At 42.8% G+C, this 16,473-nt stretch carries 25 protein-coding genes and 1 pseudogene; 11 read left to right on the top strand and 15 right to left on the bottom strand.

Annotation, left to right across the window (positions count from 1 at the left end; all coding sequences use genetic code 11):
* Positions 1-184 (bottom strand): annotated as a pseudogene (locus tag ACFE90_RS19775) (hypothetical protein); the annotation flags it as partial.
* An 89-nt stretch (positions 185-273) separates the two neighbouring features.
* Between ACFE90_RS19775 and ACFE90_RS19770 the strand changes: the two are divergent.
* Both ACFE90_RS19770 and ACFE90_RS19765 read left to right on the top strand, forming a co-directional pair.
* Positions 274-549, top strand: a complete 276-nt coding sequence (locus ACFE90_RS19770; RefSeq protein ID WP_375502908.1) for a hypothetical protein — start codon at positions 274-276, stop codon at positions 547-549.
* A gap of 134 nt (positions 550-683) precedes the next feature.
* Positions 684-860: a PEP-CTERM sorting domain-containing protein gene (locus ACFE90_RS19765; RefSeq protein WP_375502906.1), complete on the top strand. Its 177-nt coding sequence runs from the start codon at positions 684-686 to the stop codon at positions 858-860.
* A 165-nt stretch (positions 861-1,025) separates the two neighbouring features.
* Here ACFE90_RS19765 and ACFE90_RS19760 read toward each other — a convergent pair whose 3' ends face one another.
* Positions 1,026-1,619: an alpha/beta fold hydrolase gene (locus ACFE90_RS19760; protein ID WP_375503472.1), complete on the bottom strand. Its 594-nt coding sequence runs from the start codon at positions 1,617-1,619 to the stop codon at positions 1,026-1,028.
* A 1,075-nt stretch (positions 1,620-2,694) separates the two neighbouring features.
* Between ACFE90_RS19760 and ACFE90_RS19755 the strand changes: the two genes are divergently transcribed.
* The 3 genes from ACFE90_RS19755 (at position 2,695) to ACFE90_RS19745 (ending at position 3,655) form a co-directional block, all read left to right on the top strand.
* Positions 2,695-2,892: an NblA/ycf18 family protein gene (locus ACFE90_RS19755; protein WP_375503470.1), complete on the top strand. Its 198-nt coding sequence runs from the start codon at positions 2,695-2,697 to the stop codon at positions 2,890-2,892.
* A 137-nt stretch (positions 2,893-3,029) separates the two neighbouring features.
* The gene (locus ACFE90_RS19750) at positions 3,030-3,377 is read left to right on the top strand and encodes a hypothetical protein (protein ID WP_375503468.1); all 348 of its coding nucleotides are present in this window, start codon (positions 3,030-3,032) and stop codon (positions 3,375-3,377) included.
* Positions 3,365-3,655 (top strand): type II toxin-antitoxin system RelE/ParE family toxin, encoded by a 291-nt coding sequence (locus ACFE90_RS19745; RefSeq protein ID WP_375503466.1) that lies wholly within the window; start codon positions 3,365-3,367, stop codon positions 3,653-3,655. Before ACFE90_RS19750 ends, ACFE90_RS19745 begins: the two co-directional genes overlap by 13 nt.
* Positions 3,656-3,682: 27 nt before the next feature.
* Here the strand turns inward: ACFE90_RS19745 and ACFE90_RS19740 are convergent, their stop codons facing one another.
* The 12 genes from ACFE90_RS19740 to ACFE90_RS19685 form a co-directional block, all read right to left on the bottom strand.
* Positions 3,683-4,189: a hypothetical protein gene (locus ACFE90_RS19740; protein WP_375503464.1), complete on the bottom strand. Its 507-nt coding sequence runs from the start codon at positions 4,187-4,189 to the stop codon at positions 3,683-3,685.
* Positions 4,190-4,237: 48 nt separating this feature from the next.
* Positions 4,238-6,979 (bottom strand): plasmid replication protein, CyRepA1 family, encoded by a 2,742-nt coding sequence (locus ACFE90_RS19735; RefSeq protein ID WP_375503462.1) that lies wholly within the window; start codon positions 6,977-6,979, stop codon positions 4,238-4,240.
* A gap of 114 nt (positions 6,980-7,093) precedes the next feature.
* On the bottom strand, positions 7,094-7,204 hold the full coding sequence (locus tag ACFE90_RS19730; RefSeq protein WP_375503474.1) for a hypothetical protein: 111 nt from the start codon (positions 7,202-7,204) through the stop codon (positions 7,094-7,096).
* Positions 7,204-7,698, bottom strand: coding sequence for an alpha-ketoglutarate-dependent dioxygenase AlkB (locus tag ACFE90_RS19725; RefSeq protein ID WP_375503460.1), 495 nt, complete (start codon positions 7,696-7,698; stop codon positions 7,204-7,206). The genes ACFE90_RS19730 and ACFE90_RS19725 overlap by 1 nt, the downstream gene beginning before the upstream one ends.
* Before the next feature lie 293 nt (positions 7,699-7,991).
* The gene (locus ACFE90_RS19720; RefSeq protein WP_375503458.1) at positions 7,992-8,804 is read right to left on the bottom strand and encodes a hypothetical protein; all 813 of its coding nucleotides are present in this window, start codon (positions 8,802-8,804) and stop codon (positions 7,992-7,994) included.
* A gap of 31 nt (positions 8,805-8,835) precedes the next feature.
* The gene (locus ACFE90_RS19715; RefSeq protein ID WP_375503456.1) at positions 8,836-9,294 is read right to left on the bottom strand and encodes a DUF1392 domain-containing protein; all 459 of its coding nucleotides are present in this window, start codon (positions 9,292-9,294) and stop codon (positions 8,836-8,838) included.
* Entirely contained in the window at positions 9,291-9,689 is a 399-nt protein-coding gene (locus tag ACFE90_RS19710; protein ID WP_375503454.1) for a helix-turn-helix domain-containing protein, read from the bottom strand. Before ACFE90_RS19710 ends, ACFE90_RS19715 begins: the two co-directional genes overlap by 4 nt.
* A 75-nt stretch (positions 9,690-9,764) precedes the next feature.
* A complete protein-coding gene (locus ACFE90_RS19705; protein WP_375503452.1) occupies positions 9,765-9,917 on the bottom strand; it encodes a hypothetical protein in 153 nt (50 codons plus the stop codon).
* A gap of 68 nt (positions 9,918-9,985) precedes the next feature.
* Positions 9,986-10,816: a hypothetical protein gene (locus ACFE90_RS19700; protein WP_375503450.1), complete on the bottom strand. Its 831-nt coding sequence runs from the start codon at positions 10,814-10,816 to the stop codon at positions 9,986-9,988.
* A 101-nt stretch (positions 10,817-10,917) separates the two neighbouring features.
* Positions 10,918-11,106, bottom strand: a complete 189-nt coding sequence (locus ACFE90_RS19695; protein ID WP_375503448.1) for a hypothetical protein — start codon at positions 11,104-11,106, stop codon at positions 10,918-10,920.
* 226 nt (positions 11,107-11,332) lie between these two features.
* The gene (locus ACFE90_RS19690) at positions 11,333-11,533 is read right to left on the bottom strand and encodes a hypothetical protein (RefSeq protein WP_375503446.1); all 201 of its coding nucleotides are present in this window, start codon (positions 11,531-11,533) and stop codon (positions 11,333-11,335) included.
* A complete protein-coding gene (locus tag ACFE90_RS19685) occupies positions 11,526-11,852 on the bottom strand; it encodes a hypothetical protein (RefSeq protein ID WP_375503444.1) in 327 nt (108 codons plus the stop codon). The genes ACFE90_RS19690 and ACFE90_RS19685 overlap by 8 nt, the downstream gene beginning before the upstream one ends.
* Before the next feature lie 220 nt (positions 11,853-12,072).
* Between ACFE90_RS19685 and ACFE90_RS19680 the strand changes: the two genes are divergently transcribed.
* The 6 genes from ACFE90_RS19680 (at position 12,073) to ACFE90_RS19655 (ending at position 15,644) form a co-directional block, all read left to right on the top strand.
* Positions 12,073-12,339: a hypothetical protein gene (locus tag ACFE90_RS19680; RefSeq protein ID WP_375503442.1), complete on the top strand. Its 267-nt coding sequence runs from the start codon at positions 12,073-12,075 to the stop codon at positions 12,337-12,339.
* A complete protein-coding gene (locus ACFE90_RS19675) occupies positions 12,317-12,715 on the top strand; it encodes a GNAT family N-acetyltransferase (protein ID WP_375502575.1) in 399 nt (132 codons plus the stop codon). The genes ACFE90_RS19680 and ACFE90_RS19675 overlap by 23 nt, the downstream gene beginning before the upstream one ends.
* Positions 12,716-12,777: 62 nt before the next feature.
* A complete protein-coding gene (locus ACFE90_RS19670; RefSeq protein ID WP_375503440.1) occupies positions 12,778-13,002 on the top strand; it encodes a hypothetical protein in 225 nt (74 codons plus the stop codon).
* Positions 13,003-13,220: 218 nt separating this feature from the next.
* On the top strand, positions 13,221-13,346 hold the full coding sequence (locus tag ACFE90_RS19665; RefSeq protein WP_375503438.1) for a hypothetical protein: 126 nt from the start codon (positions 13,221-13,223) through the stop codon (positions 13,344-13,346).
* A gap of 210 nt (positions 13,347-13,556) precedes the next feature.
* Complete coding sequence (locus ACFE90_RS19660) at positions 13,557-15,194, top strand: AAA family ATPase (protein WP_375503436.1); 1,638 nt, start codon at positions 13,557-13,559, stop codon at positions 15,192-15,194.
* Positions 15,195-15,269: 75 nt separating this feature from the next.
* Complete coding sequence (locus ACFE90_RS19655) at positions 15,270-15,644, top strand: DUF1257 domain-containing protein (protein WP_375503434.1); 375 nt, start codon at positions 15,270-15,272, stop codon at positions 15,642-15,644.
* A gap of 57 nt (positions 15,645-15,701) precedes the next feature.
* Here ACFE90_RS19655 and ACFE90_RS19650 read toward each other — a convergent pair.
* A partial coding sequence (locus ACFE90_RS19650; protein WP_375503432.1) for a WD40 repeat domain-containing protein occupies positions 15,702-16,473 on the bottom strand: 772 nt, incomplete at its 5' end.

Raw genomic sequence — 16,473 nt, 5'->3', positions numbered from 1 at the left:
CGACAAGCAGTTGAGCAAATTTGTCTGGGCTGACCTGATCAAACTTCAGCATCACGCCCCAATGCTCATCACTTGTTAGCGTACTGAGCAATTCTTTAACAGTATCAACCCCGTATACAAAGCGTTCCACCACTAACTGAGCATTTCTGGGCTTGAGCGATGGCAAGGAGAACACCGCAGGCATCACAGAACTTTTTGGTGTACTGAGTGTATCTTAAGTTGCTGCAGATGTGATAGCATACCTTCAACAATTTTAGATAGCATACCTTTTCCATGAATCAAGTTCGACCCCCTAAAGTTAACGTCGCCCTGATTGGTTTGCTACTAGCAAGCGTATTTCATGCTACTCCCGTGCTGGGAGCTATTCTAACTAAACAAGAATTTTCGGGTGATTTTACCTTAGTCGATGCTAGCCCTTTCTTGGAGAACGTTTTGCCATTCGAGAGCGAATATTCGGGATTTGTAGTTTACGCTCCTAATGGGACTTTGAACGATTGGGAGCTTAACGTCAGCAATCTAGACCTGAAGAAAGAATCCTGGCTCTACTAATGGCGGTGACTTAACCCCAAATGTCAATTTTGAGCTTGATTCTGGGTCAAATTGGAATTTAGTGGTTGATTTTGGCATTGCTTTTGATGCTCCCAGATATACCTTATTATTGAACTTCAAGCTCTGAAATTACCTTGACGGGTGAAGTGGGACGGGCAGGAACATACATCTATCAAGATTCTGCTGCCAATATTACCCTGAGTTCTTCATCTACATCAGTAAGAGAACCCACTTCCCTACTAGGTCTATTGTTTGGAGTTGGTGCAATTGCTGTCTCTAAAAAAGCTGGTAAGACGAAATCTGAAGCATGAATTACTCAACTCTTTACCAAAGCTTTCTCCATCTACACAGCGCATAGCCAATCACAGACTACAGAGGTACAAGGAGAAGCGAAGTTAACCACCTATATACGTATGTTCGACTCGACCAGTTGCGATCAATGACTGAGCTTGTACTTTGCCCCAGTTCAAGCTGTATCAATATTGCTCAAGTTGACAAATAAAATCCAATATGAGTGATGTAAATTTCTCAGGATACCAGAGTCCCCATTCGTGGAAACCTTCTTCTACAGTAATTAATTTAGAGTCTGGAATAATTGCCGCCATTTTTTGAGCGTTACTTAATGGTGTAGTTAGGTCTTTTTCTGACCATAATACCAAACAGGGAGCTGGAATTTTTGGTAGCAGATGGTTGATATTTTCGTATAAAGAAATTAGCAATCCTTGAATGACATTTACTGTGTTGAACAACAAGTTGTAGGAGAAAACCAAAGGAATATCAACTAATTTCAACCTGAGTCTTGGGAGAAACAGTTGAGCGGTCATTTCGATTGCCCTTCGCGGGATCATCTCCGGTATAGATGGCGTAGGAATTCCAGTACTATCTATCAGAATTACACTTCTGATTTTTTGTGGAACAAGTGTAGATAAAGTAATGGCAATACCTCCGCCGAATGAGTGTCCTACTAGATGAAATTGTTGTAAATCCAAAACTTCCAGAAACGAAAGGAGACATTTGCTATGGCTAAGGTAATCGGGAAGTAGCCCAGAGTAAGTTGATCTCGGGAGCAATGCGATTTTGTGAGGTGTTTAAAATTCGGGTGCTAAATCACCTATTTAGGGGTGCGATCGCAGCTAAATAACTGTTCTTATTGAGAATTTAGCTCTATAAATGAGAATTAAAGTCTGATCTAACAAAATCGCATTGCTCCCGTTGATCTCCTAAAACTGGGTAAGTCAGGAGCAATTATAGTATGGTGCTGTGCTAGTAGTTTCAGTACTTCTTGATAAGGCTCAGTAGAGATTCCCCAGCCGTGTAGAAATAGGATAGGGATTGAACTCGACTCCAACCTACTTTGCTGATAAAAAATAGTGCAATCTTGTAAATCGACCCGATGATTAGTTAATTGGGATTTCAAAACCGCAACCTCATTCGCTATGACTTGGTAAATTATTTCTACTGTGATGTAATAGTAGCAATCCCACAGAGTTGAGGAAACTTTCTCAAGGATTATATAGGTATGACTTATACAAAGAAAGGAATTTGCAATTAAAAAATTTAAATTAGTAGCATTTTCATAAATTGCATCTGTTGCCTAATGAAAGAAGAATTGGTATTACTGAATCATGGGGGAATGGCACGAAGACTCATGTGAAACCTTGTCAGGGCTATCTTGTTGGGGGTAGGATTGCAGCTTCGTATGTTTCAGACAATTAAATACGAGTACGTCAAGCAGTTCAAGATATTCCTAATTCCCTACACCCGAACCTGCAACCCCGCACCCTTTCATCTAGGAGTACCAGGGATATACGCTTTTCACTCTTACCCAAAGGAATAATTGTATTGTCCATCTCTTCTTTTGAGCGATGGCGCTGTTTCGCCCGCCTTCTTGCGAACGCCAGCCGCAAGCAGAGGCGAAAAATGCTTTTAAAAACCTCTTAGTAAGAAACTTTAGAACTGAGGTTTTTACTTGGGTTGCCACAATGGAGTAATATCAAGGTTTCCAGCAGCAGATACGGCATTTCTAGCCTACGTCGGTACGGTTTACACCCCTTCGATTTGTGTAAAGTTATCGTAACATTTATTATATAAAGCAATGTTTGCTTACATAAGCAAATTCAAATAAAAAAGTAGGTAATAAAAGCGATGAATCAATCCATTGAATTATCTTTAGAACAAGAATTTAGCCTTAGAACTTTCGCGGATCTTGTGCAGCAGATGTCCCGTGAACAAGCTCAAGAATTTTTGCAGATGCTGTACAAGCAGATGATGATAAGGGAAAAGACTTACCAAGAATTGCTCAAACATCAGTGGGAAGTTGATTCCGGTTCAATCTTGGGTTAAAACAAACCTTGTGAAGTCACTTTAAGCGACTCAGAAGAGAACGAACACACAATTGTTTTTTTCAAGGGCATAGTTAGAATTAGGTATGCAGGTATTACGTTGAATTCTAATGTTTTGCGACAAAAATCAAATACTATATGACAGCCAACAATATTAAACAGCAAATTTTGGAGCATCTTGAGGCATTGCCAGGGGAGCAGGTAAAAAGTCTGCTTAAAACATGGTTGACTGTAACTGATGGAGACTTAGAAGATTTTGAGCAGTTACTCAGTCATGAATCTAGTCAAAGTATAGAAGAAATCTATGATTACGGTGAAATAGATACAACATTAAATTTCCAGCCACTGACCCAAGCGCAAATGGTTGAGCAAAGCCGTAAAGCTCTGGAAGCATACCGTAGAACAGGTACAGGAGTAGCACATGAGCGTGTGCGTGAATGGGCAGACTCTTTAGGAAGCGATGAAGAACGTCCATGTCCCAGATAGTTTGGACGCAAACGGCGATTGATGACTTAAATCGTCATTACGATTTTATCAAACTTAATAATGCTGATGCAGCAGCACGGGCAGTACAAGCAATTGTCTCTTCGGGTGAAAGTCTACAAAAAAATCCCCGTCGAGGTGCGATTGTCGATGAGATAGCAGGATTACGAAAACTTGTAGTTTTTTTTGGAAAATACGGCTTTATAATTCACTACATTATTCTTGAGGATAATGTTGTAATCTTACGCATCTATCACGGGCGAGAAAATCGACCTCGCTAATCAAATGTATCATTGCTTTTTAGTTTACTACACCCCCACCAACCAATCGCACACTATAGACCTACACCCGTCAGCATAGTTAACCCAAATCTGCCACTGCCCCAGATAGCCATTCCAGTAAGGCTCACCATCAGCCACCCCAACAGAAGAGCCAACTTGGGAGATTAACTGATTGTAGAACGAGCCAGCGCTATTTAGCCCAAGCTGCATTTTCACCATCAGCCCCTTCCATCCAAGAATCGCGATATTTTCTGGGGTATGTGGTGCTGTGTCACTGAGTGATGTTGCAAAGACTATATTATTAGTGCCTGACACCACTTCAGTATTGTGCGATATGGATAGTGATGTTGTGTCAGTTACTGGTGTAGTTGTACTTATATTATTACTGACTGACACCGACTCACTAAGAAACACTTCATCTCGATTTAACCACTGCCCAAAAATCGAATCACGCTCATCATCAGGGGCAACGAATCGATAAACACACTCCCGGTTTTCACGCTTACCCAACCGACCGACGTAATCCAGTTTCAAATCAATCTTGGCAAGTAACTTCTGAGCGATGTCTACGACGGGCTACGCCTACGCCACTGGGGTCAGTTTTTCAGAAATCGTTACATTCAAGTAATTCTTGATAACGTGCCGATGCGTTACAGCCAGTGCCTTAAACTCCACCATCCTCTCGTCACTTCCCCGCAACTGAACGTCTGGCGTAAGAAACTGCAACAGATTCAGATTTTCGAGTAACAACACAGCAGTCAATAGCTGCCCCTTGTTAAAATCCGGTTTCCAAATCGAATTTTCCCCAGCTGACAATTGTGCCTTAGCCCGTTTCGCATCACGGTTGGTCAAAAACTCTCGCCCCAGTGTCAAATAATAGTGCATCCGCAGTTGAGGATACCAGCCGTCATCATCCTTCTCAACCAAATCAGGCGTAACTTCAACTTCATAGCGACGAGACAATTCAGCCTTGCGCTGCTGATGTCGTTCAGTTTTGGTTTTCGCCCTTGTGTCTTGCAGCTTCTTGAGTTCGGCATCAGAGATGGTTGGAGAATCCGCGATCGCTTTACACTCAGCAGTATACAATTCCTGACTAGCCGCTTTAACCGACTCGATTACAGCCCCACTCTCATCATCATCAACATCCTCAGCATCAATAACGGTGTACCCATCCTCGACCAATCCCGCAAGCACAGACTCTCGATAACGCCGCATTTCTACGTTAATCACAGAACCACGTTTGCCCCAAGTCTGCAAAGACTCCGGTTGAAAATTCTGATCAATATAGCTCAAATCCGCATTATCCGCCGCCGACAACAGCGCAATGTTCGCTTGTGTTGCGACGTGTTGACTTCTGAGCAATCCCCCTATGGATGTAGAACCATTGCCCACAACCGACATCCCCCACTCTCTCACCCAAATATGACGGTCAACAGTTTCCCGTAGCCGCGCCAACATCTGCCGTACAGAGTTAACCGGCTGAACTCCCTGGAAAATCCCCCATACACCATCAAAATGTCCTCGAATATCGATGGATACGCCAGTTTCTAAACTTGGAGAAGCGATAACCAAATCATACTGGGTAAGAATCTGGTTGAGATGAGCAATACAACCGAAAGCCGCATGAGATGGATCGGCAACGGATTCACTATCTATTCGCAGGATTCGCAGATGTGGGAATTTGCGACGAAAACGTTCTTCAAGTGCCTGGGTTCCCCATTTAGACTTAGCTTTTTGAGCAGAGCAGCAGAGTAAATAATGTCCACCAAAAGCTATCGCTTTGTCCAATGCCGCAATCAAATTCTTCGGGTTACTGCCAGAGTAGTTGTAACAGTTGCCTGCTACGTGACGATAATTGTTGACGATAACGAAGGGATTAACTCGATATTCACCAGCAAGTGATAAAACATACTTCACATCAGTATCGGAAACATCGGCACTAGACAAGTAAATCTTTCCCTGACTACTCCCTAGAACATTCTGCACTAACTGCTTGAGGTTTTTGAGAACAGATACCCGACGCTTTTGCACTTCAGTACCAGAGTTGAGCAAATGCCAGAATACTTGGTCGCACTCGTCAATAATAATGACATCATTTGACCAGTCATTGGGATTGAAACGGGCTTGGCTCTCATGATGCAGTGAATCCACACACACCCCATATCCTAATAATGTGCCTGTTTCATTCGTGCGGACTTCAGTCACATAGTTAACACCAAACCGATTACACAAGGCTTCACCCAGTTGAATGCGATGGGTAATGATTAATACCCTCTGCCCTTGGTCGTGTGCTTTCGCCACCTCAGTAGCAAGCCATTCAGTTTTACCAGTACCTTTGGGAGCCTTGAGGATAATTAGTTTTTCACGTTCGGGTACGAGAAACTGGCCCAAGAAACGAAGGTTTTGTGCGATCGCAGGCGGGTAAGTCAACAAGGTAAACAGCTTAATCTCCCACAACTCCAGTGCAACGGCAGTGTTGTAGAGCGCGTCAAATGCTGGCTGACCCAAGGCATAGATAAAATCATCAACCCCTTTCTCAAGGCCTTCAGGTAAATCAATGACTCGTAGCGAACAACCCTCATTTACCAGCAGCCGTCCCATGCGACTGATGGCGGTTCTGACTCGCTGGACTGTCTCAGGTTTATTGTCTTGGTCAAAGCAGATGTTAACCTGTCTCCCCTGTGTTGCAAAATGTTTCAAGTCGGGGATGAGGGATAGTTTACCGATGGCAGTACCGTACTCCTGAAGGGGTGTGCGGTATCCAGCATTGACACCGGGAATTGCGATCGCAGCATAACCAACAGTTAGTAATGCCCCCGCTTTTTTGACACCTTCGACAATTGTCACTGGTACATTATGCCGCCAGACCCAGTGCCATAAACCACCGGGATGCTGCAAGTCCTCTTCTGTGATGGGGATGCCGCAACGTAGGGACACTTTCACCCAAATGCGATTCGGTACTAAGAGGAAGAAAGCCCGTGTTTCTTCTCTGAATGGGTGTTCATACTTGATGAGCTTGTGAATTTTCTGGCGGTCACGTCTGGGGTGGTCGGGTTTGAAACAGCCCCACATCATACTGACGTAGTTGTTGAGCGGGTCAACGCCACTGCACCACCAGCCGCCTAGTTCAATGTGCTGGTACTTCTTCAAGTCCCTGTCTCGGAGCCGTCCATCGTTGCGACGGGAGATTTTGGGACTGTAGAGCAGATATTCGTAAGGTGTTGTCCCAGACAGTGATCGCACATTCAAGTGAAAGATTTCTTCGTCAACGCCACTATTGAGCCATTCAGTTAAATGCTGGTTTTCTGAACTAGTTGTAGTCATATTCCCTCCATAAATAAACGCATGGAAATGTAGCGGCATTGCACCCATGCCGCCGGTTCAACTTTTTGTAAGAGCTTGTGCTGGCTATTAAATCCTCAACAGCCAGCTACAGCCTTATCTCTCGCCTCCGGTATGCGGTCGAAACGTGAGATTAATTCGCGTGCTAACTACTTTGTTGGTTTTGGGGACTTGGTGCAGATGTGTGGACTGACAGCCGGGGTGCATCACAAGTAAGCTGCCGTGTTCCAGCCAAAAATCCGTTGGTCTGCCGCCGATGGGTTTGGTTTGATTTGGAATTTGCGACATGACCCCAAGCTGACTGATACGATTGCAGGGTTAGATCCCATCGATGGTTCATTGTCGGAATGCCAACCAATCGAATCCTGGCCACTGCGGTATTGATTGCCGATGACAATGCGGAACTTGTAGCCAGTTAGCGCAGTGATTCTGTCCCGCAAGTTAGCCAGACTGTCTGTCCAAGTCAGGGGTTTCAAAAACACGCTGTTGGAGTAAAGATAATCACATCCGGCATCACCATAAATACATTCGAGGCGGGGAACGGGCATTGTTTTACCCGCAATTCTGATTTGATTCTGTTGCCATTCCATTTTCAAGCAGTGTTGGTAGAGTTCATTGGCTTGTTCAAGACTTAAGAAATCGGGGTAATAAGTGATGGGTAAAACTGGGGTTGATTCACCAAACAAATTAAGTTGTTGCATAATCTTGTTCTCCTTCTTTTTGAGTCAGAATTCTAGAAACATTGCAACCATACTTGTGCAAGTTTTTTGAGTTGTGTAACCGGGGAATAGTATGCTAATAACAAGCAACTAACCACTGTATTTAGCTTTTTAGTCAAGCGAACGCTTATTTTCCCAGTGTTCGCTTTCATTTTTTGACCAACACCCGTGGCTTCTTGGTAGCGAAAGCCCCCGCAATCCTTAGTGCAGCAGTCGGGTTTGCGTGAGCGAAAAACTCTTCAATTGCTTTGGTCAGCCCATCTGCAACCATTGGGTCATGGCAGGCGTAGACGTAAACTGGCTGCTGAGTGCCGTTGACCAGGCGCATTTCCTGACGCTCTCCCAGTTGTGGGTAAAAGGTGCTTTCCCCAAGTGCCGAGATGACCGCGATAATGGGAACCGCTCAAGGGGACTTTCTTTCCCAATTCAGTCTCTGCAAAGTTGACCACACCCATCCATTTTTCTCGGCTACCCACTAGGGCTTGTTGATTGTGTTGGGCTAGGAGATTAGCGGCGAAGTCTTGAAAATGCTGCTCCATATAAGGGTTGAGTCTGCCACCTGTAAGTTCAGCTAAAGTTCTCATCGCCTCGACCAAAGTTTGTAGGCGCTGCTCAACTGGTGGGAGGGCAGGGGCAGGTACAGGAGTTTGGGCAGTAATACTTGGAACAGCTGCAACCAAATCTAAAATGATGGTTCTAACTTGCGCTGCTACTTGAGATTGCTGCAAGATCATTGCGATCCTTAACGCACCCAAAGCCGAAAAAACTCTAACTTGGGAAGTTCTAGATGGTAGACAGAGCATCTGTCGAGCATCACGTAAGTCCTTTCCAGTAAGGGTTTTAGTTTCAAGGCTTTGGAATTCAGATTGATTTACTCTTGTTAGTTCTTTGACTGCGGACTCTGTAACTGAAAAATATTCCGCTATTTGTGCAGTAGTTGCCCAGCCGCTACCGTTCCATACAGCGAACACTATTGCCTTTGCTTTGCTGAGAACTTCTTGGGCACGAGAATCATCTAGGTTAGAAAGTGCAGAAGTTCTCAATGATGGAGACTCGACTAAAACATTTTGATTTAAAGGTAAACTCATCTTGCTCGACTCCTAAGTAAATTTCAAGACTTTAAACATTTACTCGCACTAAACTTTTTTCACCAACTAGTGAGAAACGATTCGATATAGTCGGTGTCTTAATTAACGTTGGCGACATCAATTCAACAAGGTAAAACCAAGAATTATGCACCAGTGCAATCCCCAAAATCAGCCGTTGTTTTGTTCCCTTGTCGTGAGAACAGAGGATCGCTCTTTCACCCAGAACAAAAGCAGGTTTTTGCACAGTGATGGCTTCTAACTCTCCAGTTGCAATGATTTGGTTTTGTGTAGCGTGAAGGATTTCTTTACCGCAATCAATTGAATAAATCCAGCATTCGTGTTTCCATTGCATACCGCAGCAGTAGCCAAATGTTCTTGTGGTTCGCAGGAAAACCCTCTCTAGTAAATTCACCTCAACAGATGAAATTGTTTGTCCCCAAGGTGGGGAGAGATACCAACTTGTTTTTAGGGCGTTAATATGGTCAATCATGCTTTTTTGCCTAATAAGTAATTAATGGCTTCGGTATCAAGAGCAGCAATGCGTTTTTTAATTGATTGTGGTGGGTTATCAAAAAACTGCTTAAGATGCCATCTCCGAATTTGGTAATGTCTAGCAGAACGTTTTGTTGCTTTGAGCCATCCTCGTTTTACCCACCTTGTGACAGTTGAGAAATTTAATTGAAGAACTTGAGCAATCTCTTTACAAGAATAGTTATCAAGAGTGGGACGGGCTGAATAACCTAAGCTATTTAACTTCAGATAAATTGCAATTGGTGTGCGTTGATATCCTCGTCTTTTTAGGATTGAAGCTATTTGTTTGACTGTATAGACTTCAGCTTTCGCCTCAATAATTGCGAGTTCTTCATCAGTCCATTTGATATTCATCTGATTACCTCCCCTATTTATGCAGATTTAGTAGAAGAATGTTCTTGAACAATTCGAGCGCTAATAGATTCAAAGTCAACTTGAAAGATGTTCATATCTGTGATTATTTCCCCAGTGTCGTAACGATCTACGATGTGCTGCGGGAAAAGCGGATTGACTCAGCCCATCAGGGATATCGATGTGCGCTTCGGTGGTAATTTTTTCTACTACTGTGACAATGACTTTCATGGTTTTTATTCCTATCTGATTAATTCAGGATTCAGAAATAAAACTTCTTCTGAATCCTGACTTCCGATTTACACTGCCCCAGTCTTTACCGCTTGTAACTGTTGCATCCATGCCCTAATTGCTGCTAATTCATCAGCACCGCTAACAATAGCATCAAGAACCTGCTTTTGATACAAAGATTCGGCATGATTGGGATATTCACACTTGTTTGAAGCCCAAGCCAAACACATGGTTTTGATTAGTTCATTAATCTGGTTAATATCAAGTAAACTTGGGCGATCAACATCTTGAAATTGCAACCACTCTTTGACCAAATCAAGGGGATAATCAAGCAAGGTGCGAATATTTTTCACTCGCAAATCCTGTGGGTGTACTGATTGAGGTACTACACTAAGTTTTGGCGTGGCTGAAATAGTTGATGAAGCACCACCTAAGAGAGATTGAATGTCACGAATGATAGTTGCCCAATCTAAATCTCTACTCCATTCCCTGTAAATTTTGCTTTTGGTTACGGCATCGTAAAGATTGCAGAAAACTGTATTCTCGTCACCAGCATTCGCAACAATAATCAGTGGCTTAGAAAAATCCTGAACTAATGACGCAGCCAGAAGAAAGCTTTTGGCGAAGTTGGTTTCAACACCAGTTCTTATGATGTAAAGCTCATCAGCACTCACGACAATATCCAGTTTGAGATTGTCCCTGCCTTTGAATTCTTTAGTTGTCAATCGCAGTTCTGACAAGTACCCAGTTAACGCCCTTTGGGGAATTGGGATTTTCTTCTCCTGGCTGATATTGAACTTGTACCAAACGAAAGATTCACCATCTACTTCCCCCTGGTTGACATACAAATAAATTGGTTCGGGTGGGTTGCATAAACCTAGTTTAATTTCAGTAACCATATTTTGTTGACCTATGCAATAATTAATGGTTTGTAGCGTAAACTGGAGAGTACTTTACGATTGCTTGAAGAAAAGCTGATATTCAAGCAATCGCTTCTTTACTAAACAGAGCGCTGTTGATTTCGGTCTAATTCCCATTGCAGATAAGTAAGTGCGGTTTGAGCATCAGCAATGTTTAAATCCGGTTGATATCCCTCGTCCAACAATTGTTTGTAGTCTGGGTGCGTAGCAATTTCAGATACCAGATTTTGGGCTTGTTCAACTAACTGGTGCAGATTGGGGTTAGACATTTCAATTCCGAGTCTGGAACATAAATCCTCAGCTTTCACACCGAATGTTCCTGGCTCAATCTCCGTTTCTAACTCTTCAAGCAGAGATTGAAAATTCGGGTGTTCATCGTTGATTTAAATCTCAAATAAATCTACACTCTTTGTAACGACAGTTGCCCAATCAGGTAAAGTTTGTGGAATGGTTTTCGCGTAAAGTTTCATAATTTTATCCTCTGAGATTAATAACCTAAAAATCCTCGGCAATTTCCAACAAAAAACCGCGTCCCGTGTTCTGTACCTGCACCAGTTCTTTATCCAATAGTGTTTGAATCACTGAATCGGAGAATTGGAATTGCAGCCGGTGCAATGGAAGACAACCGCCGCAAAGTTTAAGTAAAGGCAGCAGATGGTTGGCTCTACGTTCAAAGTTGTCTGTAGAATTAGCCATTGGTACTACCTCCAGTTACCACGGCTAACTGTTGTTGCAAAATTGCTATTTGCTGTTGATAAAACTCAATCTCTGCGCGTATCTGCGTGAACAATTCCCGTGGAGATAGCGGCTGAATTTGATTCTCTTGCAAGTACGATATCTCGTCAGAATTCTTGTTAGGCATTAATACATAACGCCATCCTTCATCAAATTGTTCAGCTAACTCTGTACCATTCGGGTAGTAATAAAGTCCTAGAATCGTGCCTTGTTCTGTACGCTGGTCAAAGGCAAAGCGAGGGTAGCCCCAGTGTTGGGGAATGGATATTGTGGGTTGCATATTGATTGGTGAATGAAGGGAATGTGTTTTAGGGAAAAGGGGAAGGGGTAAGGGGGAAAGGAATGAAGAAATTTCCCTTTAACCTTTTCCCAGGCGAAGCTTCACGCTGCTACAGGCTCATACTCCCGTAGCCGCTGCCAGTCATGGGCGGTTAACTGCTCGAAGGCTAGGCTGCTGGTGCATCGTTAGCCATGTCGGTGAGTTCAGTTGTACAGTTACAATGTGGGATGGAAAGTACACCGTCAGAATTGACCACCTGAAGCCACTGAATTACCTGGAGTCAGAATGTCAGCAGATGCAGAAGATATGCGATCGCATTCGTAGGCTACGGGAAAATGAGAATTTAGAAGATGCTGGCCGTGCTGTGCTGAAGTATCTGGGGGAACTGAAGCGACCGTATTTGACTCTTGTGGAGGAGAAGCTGTTGAGTATGATTGAGCAGGAATATGGGGTTAATGAAGGAAATGAGCCGATTGCACATTCGTGAAGATGACTTGACAGGTAAAAATATTGCTGACCTTCTGAGGGAACATCTCAAAAACATGCATGAGATTACCCCACCCGAAAGTGTTCATGCTCTTGATATAGAGGCATTGCGTTCGCCTGATATTACTTTTTGGACGGCTTGGGATGGCGAAGAACTGCTTGGATGCGGGGCATTGAAAGAACTAGATTCAAGAAGCGGTGAAATCAAATCAATGCGTACCGTCAAGGCTCACCGACGTAGGGGTGTCGCCTCAAAGATTCTGGAACAGATTATTAAAGAAGCCCAACGGCGTGGTTACGATTGCTTGAATTTAGAAACAGGGGGTAATTCCAGAATTCGCTTCAGCACGAGCCTTGTATACACGGTATGGGTTTGAGTACCGAGGCCCCTTTGCAGAATACATTGATGACCCAAACAGCGTATTTATGACGAAAAAGCTTGCTTGATTGGTTAGTAACAATCACCCTTAACGCTCAGGTGATTTGCGATGCCTGCGGCGGGCTACGCCTACGCTTACGCGAATATATTCGGATTCACTCTTTGGAGACAGTCAAAAATCTGTTGCAGTTATTGGAGAAGCCCAAGCGTGCTTATCTTACTGCTGTGGAAGAGAATTTGTTGAGTTTGTTGGAGTATGAATACGGGGGAGATATAACACCCTAAACAACTTTGGCAATTTGGCATCCAATGTCTTTGGGTTGCAGTTTCAATGGAGATATCAACACAACGGGACAGTTAAGAAGTTGTACGAGGGATAGGGTAAAACTTTCCGCTTCTGATGTCCTGTGCTACGCCAGTTGTCAAATGAGTGCTGTAGAAACGCTCTACATATTGATACAGCGCTCAATGGAGTTCAGTTCCCACTCTACAACTGTCTAGAAATGAACAAAACCTCAGAAGATGTAAAGATGCAGATAGCTGGCATTGCTTCTTTGGCGATCGCCAGCCTTTTTACGTTGGTACAGACTGTTGATTACTGGAAGTCCTTAATTTTTATATTTTTTTGATGAATTTATACTAGTATTCTTTGAAAGAATATAGTATTAATTAAGACTAAATAATTACTAGTACAGCACGGCAGAAATAAACATAACATTTGAAATGGCGCAAAAGCGCAAAGATAAGAGTTTTAAACACTTGATTTGGGAATTTCATACTTCAAATCAGCAATGCTAAAAACTCTTCTTCCTATACCCTTATACCTATTTTCAAGAGAAATGAGCAATTTTCATCAATATGGAAAAGGAGATGCAACTCATAACAGCGAGAATCAGCAATACGCCTCCTTAGTAGAGCAACTTGATTTGATGATTCGGGCAAGGTATCCCTTACTGTATGTGATTTCCGTTGAAGAAGAACCTGTGGAAGAAGTGTTGCAGCAAGTTGCATTGCGTTCTGTGCCCAAACGACAGCTTTTATTTTGGGATATTGTCCGGGGTTGGAGTGATAATGGTGCAGATAAAGGTTCGGTGATGGCGGCGTTAGGGCGAATTGGCAAAGCTGATGCCCAAACACCTGCAATGTTTGTACTGCGGGATTTGCACCCATTTGTGAAAAATCCGACTACTGAGAAGAATGCGCCGATTGTGCGGGAGTTGCGAAACTTGACGCGGGAGTTAAAGCGATCGCGTAAAATTATCATCACCACCAGCCATACTTTAGAACTTCCTGACGAGTTACTGCAAGAAGTGACAGTAGTGGATTTCCCGTTACCTAGCGTTGGCGAAATAGATAATTTAATCCAACAGTTGGTAGTACCAGATAAGTTAAATGTTTCTGGTTTGGCGCGGGAACAGTTAGTTAAAGCCTGTCAAGGTTTAAGTCGCACCCGGATTTCTAGAGTGTTGGCAAAAGCTTTAGCAGCTAAACAGCAGGTAAATGAGTCTGACATTGACGGCGTGTTAGAAGAGAAAAAGCAAGCAATCCGCCAAACTGGGATTTTAGAATTTTTCACACCACAAGAATCACTCAAACGAGTTGGTGGATTAGATCAACTCAAACAATGGGTACTAATGCGCCAAGATGCTTTTACCGAAGAAGCCAGACGCTACGGTATTCCTAACCCCAAAGGGATGTTACTTGTGGGCATTCAGGGAACAGGTAAATCTCTTTCAGCCAAGACAATTGCCCATGAATGGCGCTTACCGTTATTAAGATTAGATTCTGGGCGTTTATTTGGTGGAATTGTCGGCGAAAGCGAAAGCCGCGTGCGCCAAATGATTCAGTTAACTGAAGCAATGGCACCCTGCGTTTTGTGGATTGATGAAATCGATAAAGCCTTTGGCAATATTACCAGTAGCATTGATGGGGATTCGGGGACATCGCGCCGCGTATTTGGCAGTTTGATTACCTGGATGCAGGAGAAAACCGCGAGTGTGTTTATTGTCGCCACAGCAAATAATGTCAAAATATTACCAGCCGAATTGTTGCGAAAAGGAAGATTCGATGAAATTTTCTTTTTGAATTTACCTACAGAAGCCGAACGCCAAGAGATTTTTAAGGTTCATTTGCAACGGTTACGCCCGAATCGACTGCGAGAATTTAACTTAGCTTTGTTAGCCAAGCAAAGTCTCAATTTTAGTGGTGCGGAAATTGAGCAGGTAATCATTGATGCCATGCACCAAGCATTTTCCACAAGAGTTGAGGGACAGCGCCGAGACTTTAATACAGAGGATATTTTGCAGGCTGTAGCGCAGACAGTGCCATTAGCTGTGATCGCACATGAACAAATTGAAGCATTAAAGCAATGGGCAGCACAAGCCGGTGCCAGAACCGCCTCCAATGATGTGCTGTTAGTAGAAGAATTAAAGCAATATTCAACTGAACAAGGAATAGGCCCTTTAGAAGTCGATTAAAATAGAAAAAATACGTGTTTCCTACGCCTCGTTATTTAATCCAAAATCCCAAATCTAAAATCCAAAATTGGTATTATGTCTCATTTCACAACTATCAAAGTCCAAATCAAACACGGTGAAATTCTGCATGAAGTGTTGCAAGAATTAAACTATCAAGTTGAATGCAACACGAATGTACGCGGATATCAAGGCGATACGACTCAAGCCGAGTATGTGATTCGCCAGAAGAATGGTTATGATTTAGGTTTTCGCCGCAGTGGTGAAAATTACGAAATAGTTGCAGACTTTTGGGGTGCAAAAATTAATCAACAGCAGTTTGTTAACTCCATCAGCCAAAAATATGCTCATAAAACCTTGATAGCGACAGTGCAAGAACAAGGCTTTAATGTGGAGGACGAAGAAGTATTAGCAGATGGAACTGTGCGGGTAGTTGTAGGACGTTGGGTTTGACATCCTCCCTTAGCTATACCGCTTGCGCGGTATAGCCGGTAATTTCAATAATTTAATTTACTCTGGTATACCCCAAATTTTAATAGTTGTATCGATACTCCCGCTAACAACAGTTTTTCCATCTGGACTAACAGCTATGCAAGTAACACTAGCTGAATGTCCTTCTAAATAGTGAATTTCTTCACCTGTAAGCACATTCCAAATTTTAATAATGCCATTATTTAAACCTCCAAAGAAAGCTTCACCATCTTTGCTAACAGATATTGAGCGAATCTTATTATCTGCTTCCAGGGTAAGTGTATAAATTTTCTCTCTTTTTTCTATATCCCAAACATCAACCTGATTTTCTCCTCCAGCAATAGCAATTGTTCCATCTGGACTGATAGCAACACAAGAAAGTCCTGGTGCATAATTATTTAAACCCAATGTTTCGTTTCCTAGAGTTGTAATTTGTTGTCTTTGCTTCCAATTCCAAATTTTTATTGCCCTATCAATAGCACTACCACTAATCAAAATCTTCCCATCAATACTAAGGGAAACCTTAACAGTATTCATTCCCCAAACGTAACAAGGATGCTCTCCCAAAACATCATATTTTCCTGAACGGGGTTGTTCCCAAACATAAATCAATTTATCTTGACTACCACTAATTAGAGTGCCATCAGGAGCAACAGCAAGAGATAAAACAGCATCAAAATGCCCTTTAAGTATACGAATCTCTTGCTTTTTTTGTAAATCCCAAATTTTTATTTCATTCCAATTATTGCTATACAAAGTTTTTCCATCTGGACTGAACGCAAGGGCATAAAGAGATGATAAACCTTCACCT

It is taken from the genome of uncultured Nostoc sp. (assembly GCF_964245445.1).
Taxonomy (GTDB): domain Bacteria; phylum Cyanobacteriota; class Cyanobacteriia; order Cyanobacteriales; family Nostocaceae; genus Nostoc.
The sequence above is the reverse complement of the archived record's forward strand: the minus strand, read 5'-3'. Positions and strand labels throughout refer to the sequence as shown.